The following is a 23,231-nucleotide window of genomic DNA, read 5'->3' as shown; positions in this document are numbered from 1 at the left end:
AGGCTTAAAAAAACAACGGTTTCGCACATTGCCCTCTTGATTTCATTGTAATCTTTTCATTTTTCGGTTGCAAACACCCCTGTGATAGTAGTCACAGACAGAGGCTTGTAGATACGGTTAAATGAAACTACAATACAAAAGGATGGAGTGAGTAACAATGGAATGTGGATTTTCTCAATTCTCAGATACACAGCTATGTATGCCTCTTCAACGGTTATTTGACGAACATACGCCTTTACGAAGACACATGGTAGAGTTAACTCAAATAGGAACGATCATAATAGAGAATGGTGGACAAAATCGATTGCTTTTTGAACAACTCCAAACGCAAGTAACTGATTTTTTCACTGTATTAGAGCCACATTCTGAAAAAGAAGAAGGCATTTTGTTTCCTATGGTTGCGCGATATATTGGTATGGATGGTGGTCCTATTGCTGTTATGGAATATGAGCATGACCAAGCAAAGGTAAGGATTCAAACATTCTTCAAAGGTTCTTCTAACCTAGAACAGCTAACCACCAACCAAATAGAGGAACTAGCAGCTCTAGTTGTAGAGGCATGCGCCATTCTAACAGAACATTTCATGAAAGAAGAACAAATTCTTTTTCCAATGGCAGAACATTATTTATCTGACAAAGAAAAAGAGGACCTAGCTAAAGCATTTCTATAACGCACAAAACCTCCTTTTGTTTTTCAGGTGTACTCCTTTTCCAAAATGGGAATAGTGTGTAAGACAAGGGAGGTTTTTTTATGAAATCGTATATAAGCGCAATCCTATTCCTTCTTTTGCTTACGGCTTGTAATCCTGAACAAACCGAAACTCCAATTGATGAAGTAGAAGCACCGCCAGTAGAAGAAACGGAAGATGAGGCACAGATGGAAACTGAGGAGAACACAGATGAAATCAGTGAATCATCAGGCTTTGATGGTGTTCTCAGTCAGTATGCTGTATTAGAGTCCTTTGATACGGATTCACCAGGAACAGGGCTCGGAGAAGGACTTGAAGTGATTCACCGTACTGGACATCAAATCCTTGCACATGGTCATCAAGGACATGCCGTTGCTTTCTATCAACTAATGATAGTAGATGAAGAAAACCAAGAAATTATCATTACGCACCGCTATCGGGAAGGTGAAGAGTATGATGAATTAGATGCCCTCGCATTACTAGAGGATTATGAGCTCGCCTTTAATTGGATGAATGAAAAAGAACCAAATGAAAACAGACTCTTCTTCAAATGGGACTCCGAACAAGACCCATCCACTACAGAACTTCCAAATGGGACAACTGTTAGTGCTATTGAAGTTGACGTCAATGACACGATTTATGTTTTTTCAGAAGATATTGGCTTAACTTATATACATTATCAAAGTCCTGATACTGTTGAGCTCTTTGGCTCAGAGGTTACAGCAACGAATCAAAAACTAATGGATTGAACTGGAACAGAAAATAGCTAAAACAATAAAAGCCAGTTGTGAGAAAACCACTCACTTTAGCCAGTTGTGAGAAAACCACTCACTTTAGCCAGTTGTGAGAAAACCACTCACAACTGGCTTAAACTTTTTTAAAATAATTTATGTTTTTAATCTTACTTTTGTCCTATTTGTGTTACTATAGTTATGTTAAATATATGATACAAAAGGAGGGGAAAAATATGAAAGTAAATTTAAGCCATGAGTCTGGTGTGACAAAAGAAGTGAAAATCGGTTTTAGTTGGACAACTTTTTTCTTCGGTTTCTTCCCAGCATTATTCCGTGGAGATATTAAGTGGGCACTTATAATGTTTATTATAGCTTTAGTAATCGGTTCATTTACATTTGGTATCGGAGCTTCGGTTGTTGCCATTGTTTTCTCATTCGTTTATAACAAGATTTATATTAAAGAGTTAATGGAAAAAGGATATCGTCCAGCTGATGACCATGCTAAAAAGGCATTACAAGCTAATGGTATCATCGCTATTGATTCTACTGAAACAAGTGTAGGTGCATAATCAAATGGCCACTGAAAAATTAGTTCTAACTTTTTTCAGTGGCCATTAACTTATTCTTTAATCTCTAACCCAAGCATCGTCGCGAAGCCAATGGCTTGCTCTGGGGAGATTTGTAAGCCCTCCAAGTTTTCTAGAGCTACATTTATTTTATCAAACGTACAAGTACTGATGTCTAAACCTTTCAATTTGGTTAGAGTAAAATCAATATCGTTAATATCGCATTGGTCGAGCTGAATTTTTGTCAGGAGACAATCGGCAAAGTTAGCACTATGTAATGTGGTGTTTGAAAACTTCACTTGTTTTAACCGTGCTTCTCTAAAATCACTCATATTGGCAAGGCAATGTTCAAACGTTACATTGCCAAAGCTAGTTTCCGAAAAATCAATTCCAGTTAATTTACACTCTTTGAACTGCACTTTGTGGATAATGCCTTCACTGAAGTTTGCATTTGAAAGATCACAATTCACAAAGATAATATCAGTCGCATCGATTCTTTTAAATGTCGCATTGGTGAAAGATACGTTTTTAAAAACTAGTTTTGAGAGAACCACTTTTTCAACTTCTTCGTAATCCAGTTTCGTGTTCGTAATCATTCCATTTGATAAATAAGGATCTTCTTCGTGATACATCCCCTCTATGTCAATCGGTTCTAACTCCATTGGAATCCTTGGTTGTTCTATTTTACTTAATCGTGCCAAAACTAACAGCTCCTATTTCAAATCATTCTATGTTCTGCAACATTTCTTTTAATTGGAGAACTTCTTCCTGTGATAACGTCACTCCTTTCCCCATTTTCTCATGGTTTGGTGCCCAGTCACGAATATCATATTTTGGTTCTCGCCCATTCCAGCTTATTAGGTTAAGCTCTTTGTTCCAGCCTTTTTCCGATGTTGATAATACTCCAATCGTTTCTACAATTTCATATTTAATCTCAGCCATAATCCTATCTCCTTTAGGTTAGTTATAGTGTATATGGTCAATTGCTTGTCGAAGTGTTCGCTTAAACGTTGTGTTTGTTGATATTCCGATTTCTGTTATTGTTTGTGCATGAAGTGGAGTTATTCCAGTAATATAAGATTTTGCTCCAAGTAACGTCAAGTCATCGACCATATCTTTTAACGAAATGACACCAGATTTTTGTAATTTTCCTATCGCTTGAAAATCGATAATCACTTCCTCAATCGCTTGCTTGTGAATATACTCAGTTATTCTAAGCCTGTTATTTTCAATCAACTCTTCTGTCAATTCTCCAAACAACGGGACCAACACAGTGTCATTTGTTATATTAATTACAGGTCCAGAAAGTTCTGTGATACGAAGAAGAGACTTTTCTAATTCCTCTTTATGAATCAGCAGCTCCATATCTGTTTTGGCTAATCTTTTGCGATGATTTTCCATTTCCTGCAGCAACAACGCAAATTGATTTTCCAGCTCAATACATACTAAATGACCGATATCGCCTTCCCAATTAAGTTCAATTTTATATAACGCGATAGGTGCCTTTATCGTTTTTACATTAATTTCTGTTGATATTCTGGCTTCACTAAGGAAGTGTTCGGTCTTTTTTCGGCTAGCTATATCAACTAGTTCTAAAAAATTTTCAACTTTCGGAAAGATACGATCGCATTCTGCGGAAACTTCAAGCACATCAAAATTTTTAGTGATTTTAAAATACGGTATGGGGATGAATTGATTAGTGGACATGAAGACCTCCCATATTCTGCTGTGAGCTTAGCCACATGTTAATATCCGAAAGACTGTTAAAAATTTGTGAGTGGCTGTTACAATACTTTGTCATATCATAGCTATCAACGATTCTTCCTCCTACGATGAGAAAAGGACTGTTTTTTAATGCGGCAATCTGTTTTGTATATTCAATGAAGCTTTTCATATGATATATAATACTTACTGAAAGTCCTACTACATCAGGTTTCCATACTTTTATCGCTTCCATTGCAGATTCCACTGGAACATTGACACCGTAGAATTTTGTATTCCATCCGTTTTCTTCAAATAGAATCGATGTCATTTTAATACCGATAAAATGGTATTCTTCTTCCACACAAAAAAACAATGCTTTTCTATGATGCTCCCCACTTCGTTTTTTTGTTTTTCTTTGCAGATAATACTGATAGCGAGATAAGAGATAGTCACATGTAATTGTAGCTAGATGTTCTTCGGCTACTGATATTATATTTTCTTCCCATAGTAAACCAATCTCTCTCATCGCTTCTGCGATGATATCTTCAAATATAGTAACTGTATCTTTTCCAGCTGATATATGACCTTCGATAAGTTCCCACGCCAGTTCTCGATTTCCAATTAATAGAGTTTCCTTTAATCTAGTACTATCGTTGACCATATATTCACCTCACTTATATAGTTAGCAGTTCATTTCGCATATAGTACTAATTTTAACGTTTCTTAAAGCATGGGTAAAACATCTTGCTCTTTTACACTATTCTATTCACCCTTTTGCCAAAAATGAAAGACAGACCGACGTGTGCGGTCTGTCACTGCTTGCTTTCCTCTTTTTACTATTGTTGTACTAGTTTTATATGTGCAAGGTGGTGATTGCCATGCCAGGCGTACATCCCTACATTTTCATCTAACCGGATCGAACGATCTAGTTCTGGATGATAAAATGTTTTTGTAAGGTCAGGCTTTGAATTAAGTAACATCACCCAGCGCTGATGAAGCCCCTCAATAATTGATAACGAAAGAGCAACGGGTGCTTCTGTTGTGTCTGAAAGAGTAGCCCACCGTTCTTCGAAGTAAGGTTTAATTGTCGGATTGTCTTCTGTCAACGCCAGTTTAAATCGAATAAAGGCATTCATATGACTATCAGCCACATGATGAACGACCTGTTTAACGGTCCACCCGCCATCACGGTATGAGCTATTCAACTGGTCCTCACTTAATTCACTTATCAGCTTTGACATTTTTTGTGGGAGCTCAGAAATATCTTGTATCCATTCAGCAATTTGTTGTTCGGTAATCGTTCCGTCTACTTGAAATTTTCCAATCGGATATCTTACATCCATATGTATCCTCTCCTCTTCTCCTTCATTATCAACAACTCTAGCAACATATTACTTCTAAGACTATAGGGCTTTATCAGCATTTATTCTAAAGTACTTAGCTTCCTTCTGACAAAAAAACAGCCCCTGCTTTCTCTACAGCAGAGACTGCTTTTCATTATATTTTTACCGATTGACCTGAAAGCTTCCATTGTTTTCTCCAACCAATTTGCGCTAGTGTTAATAATCCAAGAGCGAGGATACCGATAATTGAAAATGTAATAAACCCAGATGCATACGTTCCAGTCATATCCTTTAATGTTCCAAGAATGTTTGGTAGGAAGAAGCCACCAATCCCTCCTGCAGCTCCTACAATGCCTGTTACCATTCCGATTTCCTTTTGGAAACGTTGAGGTACCAATTGGAATATGGCTCCATTTCCCATTCCTAGAAAACCCATTCCTAAAAATAACGCTAATGTCACCAATGCAATTGGTGGAAGTAAGCTAACACAGAACATGCAAATGGCCATTCCGACAAATAAAAACTGTAATAATTTCACCCCGCCGATTTTATCAGCAATTAACCCTCCGACTGGACGAAGAAAGCTTCCTGAGGCTACAACTAATGTTACAAATTCACCTGCTCGAACCGCTGATACCCCATATTGAGAAACGAAGAAATAACTTAAAAAGCTAGCTAATCCAACGAATCCACCAAATGTTACACTATATAATAAACAAAAGTACCATGTATCTTTTTCTTTTAAAACTGAAAAATATTGTTTCACCGGTTTGGGAGCAGGTTGGTTTGGTGGCTCTTTTGCCATTAGGAAATAGGATAACAACACTAATCCTAACGGGATGAGAGCTAATCCAAATACGCCATTCCAACCAACATGTTCAGCTAAACGAGGACCAAATAGAGTAGCTAATAGTGTACCACTATTCCCTGCACCCGCAATCCCCATTGCTACCCCTTGTAAATGAGGTGGGTACCAACGACTTGCCATTGGTAGTGCTGCTGAGAAGCTCGCACCAGCAACCCCAAGTAAGATACCAATTAAGAAAAGTTCAGCAACTGTATGGCCAAACAACCAACCCCACAGTAATGGAACCATCGTAACAATCATTCCACCAATCGCTGTTTTCTTAGGACCAATGCGGTCAGTGAGTATACCAATAATAATTCGAAAAACTGAACCTGCTAATATAGGAATGGCCACGATAAGACCAATTTGTCCTGCCGTTAACCCAAAATCAGCTGTAATGTAGACACCTAATGCACCTAACATTACCCAAATCATAAAGCTAATATCAAAGTATAAAAATGATGCAAGCAATGATGGCGCATGGCCACTTTTCTTTAAGTCTGCTAATTTCATATTCTCTCCACCTTTTTCTTATCTCGTTGGGTTTATTATGGCAAACAAGAACAGAGAATGCAGTAACCATGTAAGCTTTACTTACATCATTTTTGCACAAGTATAGTTTGTCCCGTTGGAAAAGTCTTGAGCTATACCTTTCGAATGATTAATCCCACAAGGCAGAAAAATGGGCTATATCCCAATTTTAAAAAATATGAATGAAACCCAAACCTATTGAGCCCTTATTACATAGGGTAGTAGTGTAAGTTAAAACATTACTTATTGAAATGAGGTGTTACCATGGGTGTTGTACCTGGATGTGCTCCAACAGGTGTAGCAGCAGCTCCAGCTGCGCCAGGAATCGGAGGATTTGCGTTAATTCTTGTTCTATTTATTTTGTTAGTAATTATTGGGTCAGCATATGTAGCTGCATATTAATTAAAATGGGGAGCACTCTCCCCATTTTTCAACATTACTTCATGGAGAGGAGGGTTAACTATGACTCACGCTGCACCAGCTAAAGGCGCTGCTTTTGGAGGATTTGCGTTTATTATCGTAATCTTTATCCTTCTTATCATCATTGGAGCTGCTTATGTGACTCCAAGAGGAGGCTACGGTTACTACTAATAAATAAATGAGGCTGACTCAGAAGGGGTACCTTTTGAATCAGCTTTTTTATCTCTTTCATTTTTACTCATTCGATTCTAAAAACTGTAATGCTTCTTCTGGTGTCTCAAAATGATATTCATTGTCATGACTAGATTCTCTAGCCGTTCGTTTTAACTGCATTTTAGCTACTGCTCCATTAACGACTACGGCCGCACGTTTCATACCCATCTCAAGCAACCATGCCTGATGTTTGACTAATTCTTTTTGCGTCTCTTGAATCAATACCGTAACATCAGACATATTAACAATAACGTCAAACCCTTTAGATGGCAAAGAAGTAATCCCCTCTTTCAACTTAGCATTCGCTTCTAGAACCTCCTCAGGAGTCACCTTTCCTGACCATTCAATTGAAATAATCTTTTTCTCTTTATTAAGTACGTCAACATTCCACATAACTTATATATCCCCTTATATTTTTATTATAAAAATATTATACAATTAGTAAATAAGTAGTGCAACTTTTTTAGTTTGGTAGTTCAAAAAACCTATAATATTTAGATTATAGGATAAGAAAAAGCCCGCCTTGTAGGAATTATTTCCTTGCAAGACAGACTCTTTGGAGATTATACGTTATACACTCTTGTTTCATAAGGGCGTAGCTTAATTGTCGACATATCTTCATGTGAGCTTACTTCATAGTTACTTAATACAAGCCCATTTGAGTGTAGTTTCACATTCTCGGCTTCAAATGTAATTTCCTGGTCAGATAGATTGGAAATTACGACTACCTTCACTTCATCTAACGTTCTTGTGTAAGCATATACATATGGATCCTCTTCATTTAAAAGGTCATACACTCCATAAGTAAACACATCATTATTCTTTTTCAGTTCAATCATCTTTTTATAGAAACTAAGGATCGAGTCTTTATCATTAAGTTGTTGCTCAACATTGATATCCTTATAGTTCGGATTTACTCCTAACCATGGTTGAGCTGTTGAAAATCCAGCATTTTTTTCAGTAGACCACTGCATTGGTGTTCTTGAATTATCACGAGCTGAAGCCCAGATTACTTCCATAATTTCCTCGTGAGGCACTCCTTCGGCTCGTTTAATGCGGTACATGTTTTTAACAGATACATCATTATAATCCTCAATCGAAGGGAATGCTACGTTTGTCATGCCAATTTCTTGTCCTTGGTAGATAAATGGTGTTCCTTGCATAAGGAAATACATTGTGGCAAAGGACGTAGCACTTTCTCTCCAATACGTATCATCATTTCCCCACGTCGATACAACACGTGCTTTATCATGATTTTCAATAAAGAGCGCATTCCACCCATTATTTTCAAGACCCTTTTGCCATCTTGTTAGAACTTTTTTTAGTCCAACAACATCAAGAGATTTCTTTACCTCTCCATCCCAAAGACTGAGGTGTTCGAATTGAAAAATCATATTAAATTTTCCATTCTTTTCACCAACCCATGCGTCAGCATCCTTAATTTTCACTCCGTTTGCTTCCCCAACAGTGACAATATCATACTTCGCAAAGGTCTCTTCTTTTAGCTCTTCTAGAAAAGGATTAATGCCTTCCACATTCATATGCTTATCAAAAGAAGAAACATATTTCAGGTTCTTCGGATTTGGCATATCCTTTAAGCCTTCTTCTTTTTTAATATGACTAATCGCATCAACCCTGAATCCATCGATACCTTTGTCTAGCCACCAATTAATCATCTCATATACAGCGAAACGTACATCTTTGTTTTCCCAATTGAGGTCTGGTTGTTTTCTTGAGAAAATATGCATGAAATATTGTTCTGTCTCTTCATCATACTCCCAAGCCGAGCCACTAAAAATACTTTCCCAGTTGTTCGGCTCTTCTCCATTTTTTCCGTCGCGCCATATATACCAATCTCTTTTAGGGCTTTCTTTTGATGATCTAGATTCAATAAACCAAGGATGCTCATCACTCGTATGATTAATCACTAAATCAATGATTAATTTCATTCCTCGTTTATGCACTTCCGCTAAGAGTTGGTCAAAATCCTCCATCGTTCCAAATTCATCCATAATATCTTTATAATCACTTATATCGTACCCATTATCATCATTTGGTGATTTGTATACCGGACAAATCCAAATTAAATCAATTCCTAAATCCTTTAAATAATCTAATTTTGAAATAATGCCTTGAATATCCCCAATTCCATCACCATTAGAATCCATGAAGCTTCTAGGGTAGATTTGGTAGGCAACTAATTCCTTCCACCAGGCTTTATTCATGAGCCTCTCCTCTTTTCTCCTCAAAGTTAATGCTAGTATTTTTTATGCAACCGATTGCACTACTATCATATCAAATATTTAAGTGTTAGCAAAGACCCTTTTACTAACTTAATTATGGATGTCTCATGAACAAAGAAACTGAGATAAGAAAAACCGTGAGCGGTCTTTTATTAAATGCGATGCGCGAAGCCACTGCCCTCTTTTGAAAAAGTACTTTACTAAGCGCCTTTCTTAGTAAAGTACGCGCAGTGAGCAAAGCCATCGCTCTTCAGTGATTGACCCCAGAATTTTTTATACTTTCTTATTTAAGAAAAAAAGTGTCCTTTTGGAGTTTTCCCGTTACAGGACACTTCTTCTTCCTCGTATCTTTTATCGTTCAAATGACATCCCCATCGCTCTTGCTATTATCTTTGGAAGGTCAGTGTTGTCGATATTGCCAGAGAATAGATTAGCCTTAGGACCGAATGCGTATAACGGCACATCTTCTCCTGTATGTACAGTACTTGTCCAACCAACTATCGCTCTCTCACTTAGAATCGCATTAATTTCATCTGTAGGATCAGAAGCGTTAACAATCTGACTATATTCAGTATTTGTTAGTTTTACATTCGCATACGTTTCAAGAACGACTTTTGCATTTTCATGATTTTTTGATAACTGTTCTGCCATAAACTCTCCTGTTGCTTTCACATCACGTAACATCTTAATATTAGAGGCGTACCTTCCATCTGCCCCAACAGACATCCCCCCATTGTCATGGTCTGATACGATAATCACTAATGTATTGCCGTCGGTTTTAGCAAAATCAAGAGCCTTCATTACCGCTTCTTCAAATGCTTCAATTTCTTTCATTGCCCATGCTGCGTCATTATCATGCCCAGCCCAATCAATTTGGCTTCCTTCCACCATTAAAAAGAAACCTTCCTCGTTTTGTTGTAAAGCTGAGAGAGCAACTTCTGTCATTTCGGATAAGCTCGGTTGCTCTTGTGTTTCTCTTTCAAACTCAGGTGCAAGTTCTTCATCTGAAAATAACCCTAACAATTTGGTGGCATCCGTTGTTAGAAGCTCTTCCTTCTTATCAACAAATGTAAACCCCGCTTTTTTTGCCTCATTAATTACATTACGGTTTTGTTGGATTCCCCCATTAGCAATAGGAAGAAAATGTGTTTTACCGCCTCCCAATAGAACATCGACGTTGTCGATCAGTTGAGGAGCGATAATTTCCTTTTGACTGCGGGAATCTACTTTTGCTGCAAAGGCAGCTGGAGTCGCGTGTGTTACTGTAAGTGTTGCGACAAGTCCTGTCGCTTTCCCTTCTTCTTTTGCAACTTCAAGGATTGTTTGTAACTTCTTTCCCTTTGGTGAAATTCCAATCCTTCCATTGACTGTCTTAACTCCCGTAGCCATGGCTGTGGCAGCTGCAGCTGAATCAGTAACGGCACTGTCAGCCGAATTCGTTCTCATCGCTCCAACTAACAAGTCATCCCAAACTGGAGCGCCGTTTTGTTTATACAGTCGATAATTTGTCGCATGTCCTGTAGAAAAGCCATCAGGTATCATTACTATTACATTTTTAACAGGTATTTCACGTTCAGTCGCTATTCCTGCTGTAGGTAATGAACAAATCATTACAATCACAAGCAATAGTATTCTAGTTGTCATTCTATGCCTCCTACATGCTTTGCTATTGTGTAGTTTTTGATTTCATTTATGAAACTAAGCAGATAATTCATGAATTTATCAAGTTTTTCATGAAAACTGGGCGATAATTCATGAATTTTTCAAGTAATTCATGAAAACTGGACAATAATTCATGAATTACTTTCATATCTTGAAAAATACATCCTATTTCATTAAAATTGCCTTCTACTCACTAGCGATAATCTCTTGAACTCGATCTGGATAATTCGAAAAAATTCCATCGACGTTCCATTTGAGCGCTTTTGAGATATCTCTTTCGGAATTGACAGTATAAGGGTGAACAAGTAAACCATTTGCTTTCGCTTTTTTTACATAATAAGAATTCATTCTCTTAAAGTTTGGACCTACACCAACAGCATACCGTCGAATCGCTTTTAATTCTCGGTCCGCTTGAATAGCAAGATTCGGTTGGCTGACAAGCTGTATTAATGGAATGCTAGGCTCTAGAGCATGAATGTTTCTTAAACTTTTTTTACTAAATGATTGAATGACAACATGTCCATTTGTTAAATCGAATTTATCTAATAGCGACAATAACTTCTCTTCCATCCCAGGGTATTCCTCAGGAGATTTCGTTTCAATGTAGTACTTTGTTTTCTTTCCTAACGCTTCAAAAACTTCTTCTAATGTCGGTACTTCAATCCCGATATACTCAACCTTCGCAAGCGATGAATTGCTTTGATTAAACCATGATCCTGCATCTAGTTGTTTCAACTCAGATAACGTTTTGTTTCGTACATAGCCTTTGCCATTAGTTGTTCGGTTAACCTTATTATCATGCATAACGACGATGTGTCCATCTTTTGTCATCTGCAAGTCTAATTCAATAAATTTCGCCCCCATGTTTACCGCTAATTCAAAGGCTGGTATTGTATTTTCTGGGGCATACCCTGATGCTCCTCTATGCGCAATATTCAAAAATTCATGGTCGTCCATCGCCCCATCTGTTCTTGGTGTTTTAGCTGCGGTAGCTAACAGATGTGGTATAGCAGCCCATATCATCATACATACGGTTATGATAAGCGCAACATATTTCCATGATTTCAACATTTAGAATCCCCCAATCATGTTTATTCCATTTATTGTGCCAAATGGATATGTTTTTATTATATTTGTTTATAATATTGATCATATACTCAACCAATTAAAAAGAGCTGGGACAAAAGGTAAAAAAACTTATGTCCCAGACTCTTATGACTTTATTCCACAATAGAACTAAAATGTCCTGTAAAATCAACCGGAGTTGCCCATTTTTTATAAAACTCAATTGCGTCTTGCCAAGTATGATTTTTATTCTCATTTCTTATTACTATAAAATTTTTCCTGTCTGTTGCATATACTTTATATCCCTTATTAACGGTATCAATAATAAAGAAATAGTCTTCACCTTTGTTCCTCATTCTAAATGGAATTTCTTCCCAAAGTTTTTTCTTAAAAAACAAGGTTGCTCCAGCCACTGATTCAACATAACGATTTTCATCATACGGCAAATATAAAAGCGACTTCTCTTTTGTTAAATAGATATAATAAGCATTTTTCCCTACGATTCCGATTTCTTCATCTAATTGTATTGCTTCATGCGCCTGATTAAGATAATTTGATCCATAATAATCATCGTCATCGAACTTAGCAATATATGGGTGTTTTGCTCGTTCAATTCCATAATTTAAACATTGACCTAAAGTTGCTCTTTGGTCAATGCGATACACAAACACATTCTCGTACTGACGGGCACGACTAAACCACATTTCACTATTCATCGCATCTTTGTTTAAAATGATGATGAGCTCTTTTTCTTTCCAATTTTGCCTGTGAAAATTTTTAAATACAGTATCAATGGAACTATCTCTGATAGTACTAGTTATCACCGAGATCATTAACGGTCCCCTTCCTTATTGAATTTTTTTCTCAAATAAACGAACGAGATGACGATATTTTTTCAATCTCTTCATGGCTTGTAAATCTTTTTTGATATTACGCCTTTCTAGACTATCGATGCCAGTTGCCTCAAATAAAAATTTATGGCCAATATCAAATCGCAATAACATTGCTGTAGTTTCTAAAATTCTCCACAATCCTTTTTTAAAACTCTCAAACTGGTGAGGATGATTTTTTGTTAAATCATTGTATTCCTTTGCCACTTTATTCATCTCATGCAAATTTACGATTCTAGCTATTTCTAAACCTTGTACATAAACATCAAAATCTGGGTGTTTTTTCGTGAACCTATCATAGTTAATTACTGCTTCATTCCACTTGTTCTCTGAAATGGGATGCTCTTGGTGGTAGGTTGCCAGTTCCTTTTTTGCTTTGAATATTGCGCCGGCTTTATATAATCGGTAACCTAACTCCCAATCTTCGTACCCATATAGGACAAACTCTTCATCAAACATGCCAACTTCTTTAATAAAATCCTTTCTGAAAGAAACATTCCCTGTTAGAAAAGCCATCCACGGAAAATAAAATCCATTAAATTCTTCACCATACTGTTCAACAATTTCGTTTGCAAAATAATGATGATCAACAGACATCAACGTAAATCGTTTCTTTCTAATGTCCTCTTTTGTATATAAAACCCCTGGTCTACCTTGTAACGACTTCTTCAGTGATACGTAATTCATATATCTTCTTTTTAACGTTGGTATATTTGTAGACAATCTTTTGATACTGGCGAATTGCTTCTTGGTAAACTGAGGATAGATCGTGGTATAGACATTTTTTAAATGACACGCTCCTGTAACAACAGCTTTATTGTTATTTTTGTGTTCACTTACGTGTTGTTCAATAAAGTTGGGTTCAACAATCATTTCCGCATCTAAAAATATAATCAGTTTACCTTTTGCCATGGTAATACCTAGGTTTCTCGCCTTGGCTCTACCTAGATTACTATTCAAGCGTACATATTTAAAAGGGAATGGTGTCTGGTAGGTTGTTAGCTTTTTATTTGTTTCATCTGTAGAAGCATCATCTATCAAAAGAACCTCAAACTTTGTAAAGTCATATGTTTGATTTTCAATTGAAAGCAGCGATATTAGGTTTAATGGGTACTTATTATAGGACGGCATGACAATACTAATTTCTATTTTGTCACACGCCTGTTTCCAACTCTCATTAACAATCACTTCAACATGATGTGTTACCTCTTCTTTCAAAGCAAGGAATCCTCCCTTTCGTTACATTTGGTTTCCTTGCTATTATATTGAGAAAAAAGTCTTATGGTTTTAGGCATAAAGAGAAAAGGGCAAAATTTGAGAATCTCACCTATTAAACCTTTATCCAAAAGAAAAGATCGGAACAAAGGCTACTTTTACCTTTTGTTCCGACCTCAAACAATCTAACTAATTCCATTGTCTATTATTTTATCTATTAATTTTCGTAGGCCTTTCTTCCACTTATTTATCTTTATAGACTGGTAAAGAAACGGTAACCGTCGTTCCTTTATTTACTTCACTAGAAAAAGAGAGTTCGCCCCCGTGCTCCTCAATAATTTTTCTTGTAACCATGAGCCCGAGTCCAGTTCCTTTCTCTTTCGTCGTATAAAAAGGTTCTCCTAAACGCTTTAAACGTTCTTTCGGTATACCTTTACCTTCGTCTGTAAAACTAAAAGAAACCGAATCGTTATCATACCAAGTAGAAACGTACAAATGGCCTCCTTTAGGCATAACTTCAATCGCATTTTTTATAATGTTCACAAACACTTGTTTCACCTGATTGCTTTCACACTCTACGAATGGTAACTGCCCCGAACAATTCGTAATAATCTCGACATTGTTCATAATCGCTTGTGCATCTAATAACGTCACAACTTCTTTTAAAAGTACATGACAATCATTCATACTAATTTTTGGTTTTTCTGGCTTAGCTAGATAGAGGAATTCATCAACAATGAAATTAATTCGATCAATCTCAGAGAGGACAATTTTATAATACTCATCATGTTCTTCATTCAACGTTTGTAACAGCTGTACGAAGCCTTTTATTGCGGTAATGGGATTACGGATTTCATGAGCTACTCCCGCTGCTAATTGTCCGGTGATTGATAATTTCTCTGATTTGTTTATTAATTCTTCAATCTCTCTTCTCTTTGTGATATCTCTAATCATAATTTGAGAAGCTGATTTTCCTTTGTATGTAAGAGACTGTTCAAGGGTCTCAACATCTACTAAATTCCCGTCTTTTTTCTTAAGCTTTTGTTCATTTACTTTTATATTTCCTGTTCCAAAAAAGTCTTCTCGACTCGTTTCATGGTCTAAAATCATATCAGATACTTTTTTACCATACCATTCAATCGGTTCGAGCGTTCCAGACAAAGACGCAATCGTTGGATTGGCATAGACCACTTTTCCTTCTTGTTCTACCATAATCCCATCTGGGGACTGTTCTACAACTTGCCGATACAACTCTTCTGTATTTTCTAGTTCAATAAAGTATGAAAGAAACGTAGCCATTGATTCAAATAATGCAACTTCTCTATCCGAAAAGGTGTATGACTCTGTTCCAATAGCACACAACGTCCCAAATATCTCGCCATTTTTTAAAACAATAGGCACACCTAAAAAGCTACTAATGTTAAGTGCGTTAGTCACATCTAATTGGCTAGCTACTGGATGAACGGAAGTATCCGGAATGATAACAGGGTCCCGCCCTGCATTAACGATAATACTTCAGTACGCATCCAAGAAGCCTAAACTAGTACCGGCTTTAAATAGCTTCTCGCGACGATGAAACACACTGAAAATTAAGCTAGTTACTCGGTCATTACTCGCAACACAAAACGTATTTACATTAATATGATTACTAATCATTTCTAACGTATGGTCTGCGGCCTCTTTCAGGCTCGAATAATGAAACTTTCGCATATTGGGCATTGTCATTCACCCCCTTGTCTTAATTTCAAACTCTAGGAATTAATTATACACGATATAAGTCTCAAATTGTTCTAATATAGGAAAATTGTTGGGGTTTTATACGTAGTAATTTTCTGGAAAATGAGGGTAACTTGCAATCGTTCGCCCTCCATCCATGACAATGACTTTCCCTGTAACCATATCAAAGAGTGGACTACACATAAACAGAGCCATTTGACTTACATCCTCATAAGTGGCTAATCGATTTAATGGTGTATTCTGCTTTCCATGCTCGCGGATCACACTATCCACTTCCTCTACCTCTAACAAACCGGGAGCAATCGCATTAACTGTCACCTTTGGAGCCATCTCTAGCGCTAAAGATTCTGTTAGCGTGTTCACGGCCTGTTTTGAAAGTCCATACACCGTTTGATTTCGGACAAACGAAGAGTCAGCAGAAATATGGATTATTCGTCCCCAGCCCTGTTGCTTCATCACTGGATAGACGACCTTTGATGTGAGATACGCTCCTTTTACGTTTCCATTGATAATGGCATCCCACTTTTGGACGTCGAGGTCCTTTAGAGGTGTGTTGGTCCATGGTCCAGCCGTATGAATTAATATATCAATCCTTCCGAATTCTGCCATCGCTCTTTCTTTCATGCTGTTGACATCTTCCTCATTGGAGACATCGCCTTTGACAGCCAACACACGAACACCAATCGCTTGAATTTCGCTTACAATCGCACTCCCCATCTCTTCTATGGAGCGGTCAAATAGAACGAGGTTGGCTCCTTTTTTAGCAAATTCAATCGCCATTTTTGCGCCTAATTGCTTTGAACCACCTGTAATACAAACTGTGCGTTTTTGATAAAATTGTTCGATAGTATCGTTCATGACTACCCTCCTGAAATCATATGATTTGCCCAATGTTTATACGTTCAATGGCTTTTTCACCAGTTTTCCTTAAAATAACCCCATTGCATTTCCATCGGGAGCTACATCCATCTTAAGTGCGGCTGGGTTCTTTGGTAATCCCGGCATCGTCATGACATCTCCGGTTAATGCAACGATAAATCCTGCTCCTATCGATGCTTTAAGCTCTCTAATTACAATCGTAAAATCACGTGGTCTTCCTAATAGATTAGGATTATCTGAAAAAGAGTATTGTGTTTTAGCCATACAAACCGGTAGGCAACCCCAGCCTTCTTCCTCAAAATCTTTTAATTGTTGCTTGGCCTTTGCACTAAACTCGACTCCCTTGGCACCATACACTACTGTCGCAATCTTATTGATTTTCGCTTCCAACGACTCATCTAACTCATAAAGGTATGTAAAGTGATTGTCCTGATTATCAATGACTTGTAGGACTTGTTCTGCCAGATCCGTTCCACCTTCACCACCCTTTTCCCAAACATCGGTTAAGGCGACTGAAATATGACGCTGTTGGCACCACTGTTCTAGAAAATCAATTTCAGCACTAGAGTCAGTAATAAAACGATTGATCGCAACAACAAATGGTAATCCGAATGCTTGTACCGTTTCAATATGCTTTTCCAGGTTTTCCATTCCACGCTCAAGAGCAGCTACATTTTCTTGGGCTAAGCTTGATTTATCCACTCCACCGTGCATTTTTAAAGCTCGAATCGTCGCTACAATGACAACCGCTTCTGGTTCTATATTAGCAATTCTCGCTTTAATATTAAGAAACTTTTCAGCACCAAGGTCTGCGCCAAACCCCGCTTCCGTAATCACATAATCACCTAGCTTACATGCCATTTTTGTAGCTAAAATGCTATTACATCCGTGGGCTATGTTTGCAAATGGACCACCATGAATAATGACCGGCGTATTTTCTAAAGTTTGTACTAAATTCGGTTTGATTGCTTCTTTAAGTAATAAGGTTATGGCCCCTTGCACTCCTAAGTCTGCGACGGTTACCGGTTCTTTCTTTTGATTGTAAGCCACAACAATTCGTGAAAGTCGTTCTCTTAAGTCATCAAGACTTGACGCTAAGCAAAGAATGGCCATAATTTCTGAGGCGACGGTAATATTGAATCCGTCCTCACGCGGTACCCCTTGAGTCGGTCCTCCTAACCCAATAATGACTTGTCGTAATGCTCGGTCATTTAAATCGACTACTCTTTTCCAAACAATTCGTCTTGAATCAATGCCACACTCATTGCCATGGTGAATGTGGTTATCTATAAATGCGGCTAACGCGTTATTCGCTGTTGTAATGGCATGAATGTCTCCCGTAAAATGAAGGTTAATATCTTCCATTGGCACGACTTGAGCATAGCCACCACCACTGGCTCCACCTTTCACTCCCATTGTCGGTCCTAACGACGGCTCCCTTAGGGCAACGACAGCCTTTTTCCCGAGTTTGTGAAAGGCTTGTCCAAGTCCAACTGTTACTGTTGATTTTCCCTCTCCCGCTGCCGTCGGGTTTATCGATGTCACTAAAATGATCTTACCATCTTTTTCATTTTTTCTTCGTTCAAGCACATCAAGCGAAAGCTTGGCTTTATATCTTCCGTATGGCTCCCATTCATCTTCTGACAATTCTAACTGTTGTGCTATTGCATCTATTTTTTCCATCCTTGCTTCAGTTGCAATTTCAATATCAGACTTTACACGCTTTTGATTGTTCAATTTCTCTATCTCCTCTACTATCGCCATCTCATTTTTTTGCACAGATTATTTGCTACCATTGTTGGCTTCATTTGTTTATTTTAACAAATTTTTTTGGAATACGGCAGTTACTTAAATGATTGTACTTCCCTTTTGTTTACAATATTGTATGATAGAAATAACATCGTTGACAGTCTTCAAATTTCCCTGCTTTAAAGTAAAGAATTGAGGTGAATGATGAAACGACTATTTTTTGGTCTACTTTCTGTCCTATTATTGGTCGGGGTGTCTTTTAGTCTTTTTTATAAGCAAGGCATTCTTTTAGATTCTATTGGGTTTCATTTTAGCAATCCCTTTAGCTCAGCCGTTGATATTGACGCCACCTATTCAACCGTGGACCGGAATGAAAACGGAATTCCTGACCCACTTGATATTGTTCATGCCGCTAGAAAAGAAATGGAGCAACGGACCACCTATAAAAGCACTTATTATGCCGGTGGTTATCCTCCTGATGATGAAGGTGTTTGTACAGATGTTATATGGCGTGGCTTACTTGGGGCGGAAATCTATTTAAAAGACCTTATGGACGAAGACATTCAAAGTGAGACTGAGCTTTATCCACGTGTTGATGGAAAGCCTGATCCTAACATTGATTTTCGGCGTGTTCCTAATCAGTTTGTATATTTTGAAAGATTCACAGAATCGTTAACGACCGAACTTATCCCTGGTGACCTTGATAATTTAAAAGAATGGCAGCCAGGAGATATTGTTGTCTTTTTAGACGGGTATCATCATGTTGGAATTGTTTCCGATAAACGAGCAAAAGATGGCACTCCTTACCTTATTCATAACAACCCGCCTTTTGCAGCGGAGGTGAAATTAACGTCGTTTTCAACACCCATTGCTGGTCATTACCGTTGGATTTATTAGATTTTTAGTTTGATAAACTCAATACGTTAACCGATTCTATTTTTAAGTTGACAATAAATATGTCCTCGCCTTATACTTACGTAAGAATTAATTTTTAAGAAAATGGTGATGACATGAAATTACAAAACATGATGTACGCTTCTCTTTTTGTGGCCGTTATAGCCGCTCTAGGAATTTTACCACAGATTATTCTACCATTCTCACCTGTTCCGATAACGGCACAATCATTAGGAGTTATGCTAGCAGGTGCTGTACTTGGTGCAAGATACGGTGGCTTAAGCTTAGTCATCTTTGTATTACTCGTTGGTTTTGGTGCTCCACTTTTGGCTGGTGGTCGTGGAGGATTTAGCGTACTTATTGGTCCAGGTGCTGGTTACATATTAAGTTGGCCGATCGCTGCATTTTTAATCGGCTTTCTCGTAGAAAAATACTGGCATAAATTAAACCTTGTTAAGCTGATTGCTTTTAACATACTTGGTGGTATTGTTTTAGTATACGCTTGCGGAATTACGTATTTATCGTTTGTAACTGAACTATCATGGGCTGCTGCTGCGATTACAAATTTGGCCTATATTCCAGGTGATTTAATTAAGGTTACTATTGCATCCATCGTTGCGCTTCAAATAAAAAAAGCTTATCCTCTTATCAAAAAAGAGTCTATTGATACGAATATTGCAGCCTAATAAACACTATTTATTACCAAAGAACCTTGCCTCCCCTTAGTCATAAGGTCAATGCAAGGTTCTTTTTCTTTTCTAGTTTTGGTACGATGATATAGGAATGCTTTTATAAGTGAGGTGCTTTCATTGACTATAGTAGACTGTATTCAATACCATGCCACAACGACTCCTAACAAACTAGCCGTTCAGTGCGACGGGAGTACATATAGTTATCAAGAGCTACAGGACACAATCGTAGCCTATCAACAAAAACTTACGAGCTTATTAGGAAATGTGACGAACAAAAAAATAGCATTTATGCTTCCTAACAACCTTGATTTCATCACACTATTTTGTGCGATTTCTGCAAGTGGTGCGATAGCCATTCCTCTTGACCCTAAAGGAAGCGATAAAAATGTACTAGACATCTTACAAGATTGTGAGCCCGACCTCCTATTACATAGTGGAGTAAGAATAAGAAATAGCTCTAATGAGATGGCATTTGAACAATTTTTGCAAACGAAAGAAACAAGCTTTCCTCCCAATGTGGTTGAGTCTACGGAACTTTTTTACATTGGGTACACATCAGGAACAACCGGGCAACCAAAGGGTTACATGCGCTCTCACGGCTCTTGGGAAGATAGCTTTCTTAGTAGTAACGAAGCTTTCAAGATTACGAGTAAAGACCGTGTCTGTTCTCCTGGACCTCTTGTACACTCTCATTTTTTATATGCTGCTGTTCATGCCTTACATGTAGGAGCAACTCTTTATATCACTGAAAAATTTAATGCTACCATTCTTCTAGAAATGATTGAAATGGAGGAAATAACGGTTTTATACCTTGTCCCAACGATGTTTGCGGCTATTGAAAAAACAGAAATTGCTAGCTTTCCTTCATTGAAAAAAATCATATCTGCTGGTGCAAAATGGCATAAAGCAGCCAAAGATAAAGCCGCTCACTATTTTCCAGAAGCGGTAGTATATGAGTTTTACGGGGCTTCTGAATTAAGCTTTGTTAGTTTCCTTGATGATATAGGCTACCAGCATAAACCCGATTCTGTTGGAAAGGCTTTTCCTGGTGTAGAAGTATCCATTCGAAAAGAAGACGGTTCAGAAGCAAATTATGGTGAGATAGGAACTTTATTTGTCCGAAGCAAGCAATTGTTTAGCGGCTATCTTAACTTAGACAAAGAAACGCGTAAGGTATTTGTTGAAGATTGGGCTACAGTAGGTGATTTAGCGATGATCGATGAAGACGGTTATATTACGTTGGTTGGTCGCCATCATAACAAAATCATAAGCGGCGGTTTAAATCTCTTCCCTGAAGAAGTGGAGATGGTACTTTTACAGAGACCCGAAATTGATGAAGCGATTGTCCTTGGGCTACAAGATCCGTATTGGGGAGAAATCGTAACAGCTGTTATTACATTTCAAGCTGGAAGGTCGGTTGGTGATAAAGAATTAACTGCATTTTGTAAAGCTCATCTTGCCTCTTATAAAGTACCGAAAAAATTCATTGTCGTCCGTTCCTTTCCGTATACAACGAGCGGGAAAATAAATCGAAAAGCAGTAAGAACTTTTATTGAGGAGGCATGATGATGAGAGAAGCCGTCGTAGTGTTAGCGAAACGAACAGCCATTGGTAAAATCGGTGGAATGTTCAAGCATATCCCCCCAGAGCAGTTGCTGACTCCGCTATTTAAGTCCATATTGCTAGAAACGAAGATTAACCCAAGTACAATTGATGAAGTCATCATCGGGAATGCCGTCGGTCCTGGTGGCAATCTTGCCCGATTAGCTTTGTTACAAGCGGGTTTGCCACAAAGTGTTCCAGGGGTGACTGTTGACCGCCAATGCGGGTCAGGATTAGAGGCGATCATCACAGCGGCACGGTTTATCCAGGCCGGTGCCGGTCACATCTATCTCGCAGGTGGAGTTGAAAGTACAAGCCTCGCCCCCTGGAAGCTTGAAAAACCTTCAAGCTTATATAACCAACCAAAGCTTTTTACAAGAGCCCGTTTTTCACCTGAAGCCATCGGTGATCCTGACATGGGAGTAGCTGCTGAAAATGTAGCGACCACCTACGGCATTACAAGAAAAGCCCAAGATGAGTATGCCCTTTCTAGTCATAAAAAAGCGGTTAGGGCGCTTGAACTAGGCTATTTTGCAAAAGAAATCGTTCCGGTAGAAGAGATGACTGTTGATGAATGCATTAGAAAAAATACGAGTATCGAGAAGCTAGCAAAACTGCCACCTGTTTTTAAAGAAGAAGGCACGGTAACCGCCGGCAACGCTTGTCCAATTAACGATGGAGCCTCTTTAGTACTTTTACTCTCAAACGAAAAAGCACTTGAATTGGGATTACAACCAATCATGCGGTTTGTAGATGCCACGAGTGCCGGGGTTGACCCAAACCACCTTGGAATCGGACCCGTACCAGCTGTAACAAAGCTTCTCAAGCGCCAACAACTAAACGTATCAGATATTGATATTGTTGAGTTTAATGAAGCATTTGCTTCACAAGTCATCGCAAGTATTCAGCAACTGAACATCCCTTTTGAAAAAGTGAATGTAAATGGCGGTGCGCTTGCCCTTGGACATCCATACGGGGCATCTGGATCGATATTAGTGACACGATTATCCGCTGAAATGGAACGTCAATCCCTACAAAGAGGAATAGCAACACTCGGTATTGGTGGTGGCTTAGGTTTAGCTGCTTTATTTGAACGAATTGAATCGTAGGTGGAAATAGATGATAGATGAGAAATGGCTCAAGCAAACAACAAAACCGTTTACACTGAAAGTGACAAGGGAAATGGTCTCTACTTACGCATCCGCAATTCTACTCGAAGATGAACAGTACTTTGACATAGCGGTTGCTACACATTTAGGATATGACGATATCCCTGCACCTGCTACATTTCCTATGATGTTTTGGCAACATATTGAGATACCTTGGTTAGCAACTCAACGTGTCATTCATGGGAAGCAAGAGTTTTCATATGTTACACCCATTGTTGCTAATCAAATCTACCAAGCAGTCATTACATTGCAACAATTCTCATACAAACAAACGAAGTCAGGACTCATGCAAGTATCGGAACACGAATTGATAATATCTACTAATGAGAAAGTCATTGCTTCAGCTATTTCCACACTTCTCATTATGGAAGAAGGTGAAGACTAGTGG

General features: G+C 38.1%; 26 protein-coding genes. 10 read left to right on the top strand and 16 right to left on the bottom strand.

The window, feature by feature from the left end:
* Window positions 1–157 precede the first annotated feature (157 nt).
* The 3 genes from BK585_RS03475 to BK585_RS03465 all read left to right on the top strand — a co-directional run bounded on the left by BK585_RS03475 (window position 158) and on the right by BK585_RS03465 (window position 1,991).
* Window positions 158–670 (top strand): hemerythrin domain-containing protein, encoded by a 513-nt coding sequence (locus BK585_RS03475; RefSeq protein ID WP_078551868.1) that lies wholly within the window; start codon window positions 158–160, stop codon window positions 668–670.
* Between the two features lie 80 nt (window positions 671–750).
* Window positions 751–1,437 carry a hypothetical protein gene (locus tag BK585_RS03470; protein ID WP_078551866.1) on the top strand — a complete coding sequence of 229 codons (687 nt, stop codon included), beginning with the start codon at window positions 751–753 and terminating at the stop codon, window positions 1,435–1,437.
* Between the two features lie 218 nt (window positions 1,438–1,655).
* Complete coding sequence (locus BK585_RS03465; RefSeq protein WP_078551865.1) at window positions 1,656–1,991, top strand: hypothetical protein; 336 nt, start codon at window positions 1,656–1,658, stop codon at window positions 1,989–1,991.
* A 50-nt stretch (window positions 1,992–2,041) separates the two neighbouring features.
* Here the strand turns inward: BK585_RS03465 and BK585_RS03460 are convergent, their stop codons facing one another.
* The 6 genes from BK585_RS03460 to BK585_RS03435 form a co-directional block, all read right to left on the bottom strand.
* Window positions 2,042–2,689 (bottom strand): pentapeptide repeat-containing protein, encoded by a 648-nt coding sequence (locus tag BK585_RS03460; protein ID WP_078551863.1) that lies wholly within the window; start codon window positions 2,687–2,689, stop codon window positions 2,042–2,044.
* 22 nt (window positions 2,690–2,711) lie between these two features.
* Entirely contained in the window at window positions 2,712–2,930 is a 219-nt protein-coding gene (locus BK585_RS03455; RefSeq protein ID WP_078551862.1) for a YdbC family protein, read from the bottom strand.
* An 18-nt stretch (window positions 2,931–2,948) separates the two neighbouring features.
* Complete coding sequence (locus BK585_RS03450; RefSeq protein WP_078551860.1) at window positions 2,949–3,695, bottom strand: STAS domain-containing protein; 747 nt, start codon at window positions 3,693–3,695, stop codon at window positions 2,949–2,951.
* Complete coding sequence (locus BK585_RS03445) at window positions 3,685–4,353, bottom strand: cobalamin B12-binding domain-containing protein (RefSeq protein WP_078551859.1); 669 nt, start codon at window positions 4,351–4,353, stop codon at window positions 3,685–3,687. The genes BK585_RS03450 and BK585_RS03445 overlap by 11 nt, the downstream gene beginning before the upstream one ends.
* Before the next feature lie 175 nt (window positions 4,354–4,528).
* Window positions 4,529–5,035 carry a YfiT family bacillithiol transferase gene (locus BK585_RS03440; RefSeq protein WP_078551857.1) on the bottom strand — a complete coding sequence of 169 codons (507 nt, stop codon included), beginning with the start codon at window positions 5,033–5,035 and terminating at the stop codon, window positions 4,529–4,531.
* 154 nt (window positions 5,036–5,189) lie between these two features.
* The gene (locus tag BK585_RS03435; protein ID WP_078551855.1) at window positions 5,190–6,395 is read right to left on the bottom strand and encodes a nitrate/nitrite transporter; all 1,206 of its coding nucleotides are present in this window, start codon (window positions 6,393–6,395) and stop codon (window positions 5,190–5,192) included.
* A gap of 282 nt (window positions 6,396–6,677) precedes the next feature.
* Between BK585_RS03435 and BK585_RS03430 the strand changes: the two genes are divergently transcribed.
* Both BK585_RS03430 and BK585_RS03425 read left to right on the top strand, forming a co-directional pair.
* Window positions 6,678–6,815 carry a YjcZ family sporulation protein gene (locus BK585_RS03430; protein WP_078551854.1) on the top strand — a complete coding sequence of 46 codons (138 nt, stop codon included), beginning with the start codon at window positions 6,678–6,680 and terminating at the stop codon, window positions 6,813–6,815.
* A 60-nt stretch (window positions 6,816–6,875) separates the two neighbouring features.
* Window positions 6,876–7,004 carry a YjcZ family sporulation protein gene (locus tag BK585_RS03425; RefSeq protein ID WP_078551852.1) on the top strand — a complete coding sequence of 43 codons (129 nt, stop codon included), beginning with the start codon at window positions 6,876–6,878 and terminating at the stop codon, window positions 7,002–7,004.
* 63 nt (window positions 7,005–7,067) lie between these two features.
* Here BK585_RS03425 and BK585_RS03420 read toward each other — a convergent pair whose 3' ends face one another.
* The 10 genes from BK585_RS03420 to BK585_RS03375 all read right to left on the bottom strand — a co-directional run bounded on the left by BK585_RS03420 (window position 7,068) and on the right by BK585_RS03375 (window position 18,474).
* Entirely contained in the window at window positions 7,068–7,439 is a 372-nt protein-coding gene (locus BK585_RS03420; RefSeq protein WP_078551850.1) for an STAS/SEC14 domain-containing protein, read from the bottom strand.
* Window positions 7,440–7,609: 170 nt separating this feature from the next.
* Complete coding sequence (locus BK585_RS03415; protein WP_078551849.1) at window positions 7,610–9,271, bottom strand: glycoside hydrolase family 13 protein; 1,662 nt, start codon at window positions 9,269–9,271, stop codon at window positions 7,610–7,612.
* Window positions 9,272–9,640: 369 nt separating this feature from the next.
* Window positions 9,641–10,933: an alkaline phosphatase gene (locus BK585_RS03410; protein WP_078551847.1), complete on the bottom strand. Its 1,293-nt coding sequence runs from the start codon at window positions 10,931–10,933 to the stop codon at window positions 9,641–9,643.
* Between the two features lie 204 nt (window positions 10,934–11,137).
* Window positions 11,138–12,022 carry a glycerophosphodiester phosphodiesterase gene (locus BK585_RS03405; RefSeq protein WP_078551846.1) on the bottom strand — a complete coding sequence of 295 codons (885 nt, stop codon included), beginning with the start codon at window positions 12,020–12,022 and terminating at the stop codon, window positions 11,138–11,140.
* A 149-nt stretch (window positions 12,023–12,171) separates the two neighbouring features.
* Window positions 12,172–12,849 (bottom strand): glycosyltransferase family 2 protein, encoded by a 678-nt coding sequence (locus tag BK585_RS03400; RefSeq protein WP_078551844.1) that lies wholly within the window; start codon window positions 12,847–12,849, stop codon window positions 12,172–12,174.
* A 15-nt stretch (window positions 12,850–12,864) separates the two neighbouring features.
* On the bottom strand, window positions 12,865–14,124 hold the full coding sequence (locus BK585_RS03395) for a glycosyltransferase (RefSeq protein ID WP_078551843.1): 1,260 nt from the start codon (window positions 14,122–14,124) through the stop codon (window positions 12,865–12,867).
* A gap of 240 nt (window positions 14,125–14,364) precedes the next feature.
* On the bottom strand, window positions 14,365–15,603 hold the full coding sequence (locus BK585_RS03390) for a GAF domain-containing sensor histidine kinase (RefSeq protein WP_281248948.1): 1,239 nt from the start codon (window positions 15,601–15,603) through the stop codon (window positions 14,365–14,367).
* 33 nt (window positions 15,604–15,636) lie between these two features.
* Window positions 15,637–15,840 carry a hypothetical protein gene (locus BK585_RS03385; RefSeq protein ID WP_078551840.1) on the bottom strand — a complete coding sequence of 68 codons (204 nt, stop codon included), beginning with the start codon at window positions 15,838–15,840 and terminating at the stop codon, window positions 15,637–15,639.
* Window positions 15,841–15,936: 96 nt separating this feature from the next.
* Window positions 15,937–16,716: an SDR family NAD(P)-dependent oxidoreductase gene (locus tag BK585_RS03380; RefSeq protein ID WP_078551839.1), complete on the bottom strand. Its 780-nt coding sequence runs from the start codon at window positions 16,714–16,716 to the stop codon at window positions 15,937–15,939.
* Window positions 16,717–16,785: 69 nt separating this feature from the next.
* Complete coding sequence (locus tag BK585_RS03375) at window positions 16,786–18,474, bottom strand: formate--tetrahydrofolate ligase (protein ID WP_419095503.1); 1,689 nt, start codon at window positions 18,472–18,474, stop codon at window positions 16,786–16,788.
* Between the two features lie 216 nt (window positions 18,475–18,690).
* Here BK585_RS03375 and BK585_RS03370 point away from each other — a divergent pair, with 216 nt between their 5' ends.
* The 5 genes from BK585_RS03370 (at window position 18,691) to BK585_RS03350 (ending at window position 23,228) form a co-directional block, all read left to right on the top strand.
* A complete protein-coding gene (locus BK585_RS03370; protein ID WP_245805773.1) occupies window positions 18,691–19,383 on the top strand; it encodes a DUF1287 domain-containing protein in 693 nt (230 codons plus the stop codon).
* Between the two features lie 113 nt (window positions 19,384–19,496).
* Complete coding sequence (locus BK585_RS03365; RefSeq protein WP_078551835.1) at window positions 19,497–20,066, top strand: biotin transporter BioY; 570 nt, start codon at window positions 19,497–19,499, stop codon at window positions 20,064–20,066.
* A 123-nt stretch (window positions 20,067–20,189) separates the two neighbouring features.
* Complete coding sequence (locus BK585_RS03360; RefSeq protein ID WP_139367485.1) at window positions 20,190–21,638, top strand: AMP-binding protein; 1,449 nt, start codon at window positions 20,190–20,192, stop codon at window positions 21,636–21,638.
* 2 nt (window positions 21,639–21,640) lie between these two features.
* A complete protein-coding gene (locus tag BK585_RS03355) occupies window positions 21,641–22,783 on the top strand; it encodes a thiolase family protein (RefSeq protein WP_078551831.1) in 1,143 nt (380 codons plus the stop codon).
* 10 nt (window positions 22,784–22,793) lie between these two features.
* Window positions 22,794–23,228: an FAS1-like dehydratase domain-containing protein gene (locus BK585_RS03350; RefSeq protein ID WP_078551829.1), complete on the top strand. Its 435-nt coding sequence runs from the start codon at window positions 22,794–22,796 to the stop codon at window positions 23,226–23,228.
* The last annotated feature ends 3 nt before the right edge of the window (window positions 23,229–23,231 follow it).

The organism is Bacillus alkalicellulosilyticus (assembly GCF_002019795.1).
GTDB classification, from domain to species: Bacteria; Bacillota; Bacilli; order Bacillales; family Bacillaceae_F; genus Bacillus_AO; species Bacillus_AO alkalicellulosilyticum.
This window is presented reverse-complemented; position numbering and strand designations above follow the sequence as displayed.

Bases quoted from the DNA above. Each gene is read 5' to 3' on its own strand.
- BK585_RS03475 (WP_078551868.1), top strand. From the start codon at position 158: ATGGAATGTGGATTTTCTCAATTCTCAGATACACAGCTATGTATGCCT.
- BK585_RS03470 (WP_078551866.1), top strand. From the start codon at position 751: ATGAAATCGTATATAAGCGCAATCCTATTCCTTCTTTTGCTTACGGCT.
- BK585_RS03465 (WP_078551865.1), top strand. From the start codon at position 1,656: ATGAAAGTAAATTTAAGCCATGAGTCTGGTGTGACAAAAGAAGTGAAA.
- BK585_RS03455 (WP_078551862.1), bottom strand. From the start codon at position 2,930: ATGGCTGAGATTAAATATGAAATTGTAGAAACGATTGGAGTATTATCA.
- BK585_RS03450 (WP_078551860.1), bottom strand. From the start codon at position 3,695: ATGTCCACTAATCAATTCATCCCCATACCGTATTTTAAAATCACTAAA.
- BK585_RS03445 (WP_078551859.1), bottom strand. From the start codon at position 4,353: ATGGTCAACGATAGTACTAGATTAAAGGAAACTCTATTAATTGGAAAT.
- BK585_RS03440 (WP_078551857.1), bottom strand. From the start codon at position 5,035: ATGGATGTAAGATATCCGATTGGAAAATTTCAAGTAGACGGAACGATT.
- BK585_RS03435 (WP_078551855.1), bottom strand. From the start codon at position 6,395: ATGAAATTAGCAGACTTAAAGAAAAGTGGCCATGCGCCATCATTGCTT.
- BK585_RS03430 (WP_078551854.1), top strand. From the start codon at position 6,678: ATGGGTGTTGTACCTGGATGTGCTCCAACAGGTGTAGCAGCAGCTCCA.
- BK585_RS03425 (WP_078551852.1), top strand. From the start codon at position 6,876: ATGACTCACGCTGCACCAGCTAAAGGCGCTGCTTTTGGAGGATTTGCG.
- BK585_RS03420 (WP_078551850.1), bottom strand. From the start codon at position 7,439: ATGTGGAATGTTGACGTACTTAATAAAGAGAAAAAGATTATTTCAATT.
- BK585_RS03415 (WP_078551849.1), bottom strand. From the start codon at position 9,271: ATGAATAAAGCCTGGTGGAAGGAATTAGTTGCCTACCAAATCTACCCT.
- BK585_RS03410 (WP_078551847.1), bottom strand. From the start codon at position 10,933: ATGACAACTAGAATACTATTGCTTGTGATTGTAATGATTTGTTCATTA.
- BK585_RS03405 (WP_078551846.1), bottom strand. From the start codon at position 12,022: ATGTTGAAATCATGGAAATATGTTGCGCTTATCATAACCGTATGTATG.
- BK585_RS03400 (WP_078551844.1), bottom strand. From the start codon at position 12,849: ATGATCTCGGTGATAACTAGTACTATCAGAGATAGTTCCATTGATACT.
- BK585_RS03385 (WP_078551840.1), bottom strand. From the start codon at position 15,840: ATGCCCAATATGCGAAAGTTTCATTATTCGAGCCTGAAAGAGGCCGCA.
- BK585_RS03380 (WP_078551839.1), bottom strand. From the start codon at position 16,716: ATGAACGATACTATCGAACAATTTTATCAAAAACGCACAGTTTGTATT.
- BK585_RS03370 (WP_245805773.1), top strand. From the start codon at position 18,691: ATGAAACGACTATTTTTTGGTCTACTTTCTGTCCTATTATTGGTCGGG.
- BK585_RS03365 (WP_078551835.1), top strand. From the start codon at position 19,497: ATGAAATTACAAAACATGATGTACGCTTCTCTTTTTGTGGCCGTTATA.
- BK585_RS03355 (WP_078551831.1), top strand. From the start codon at position 21,641: ATGAGAGAAGCCGTCGTAGTGTTAGCGAAACGAACAGCCATTGGTAAA.
- BK585_RS03350 (WP_078551829.1), top strand. From the start codon at position 22,794: ATGATAGATGAGAAATGGCTCAAGCAAACAACAAAACCGTTTACACTG.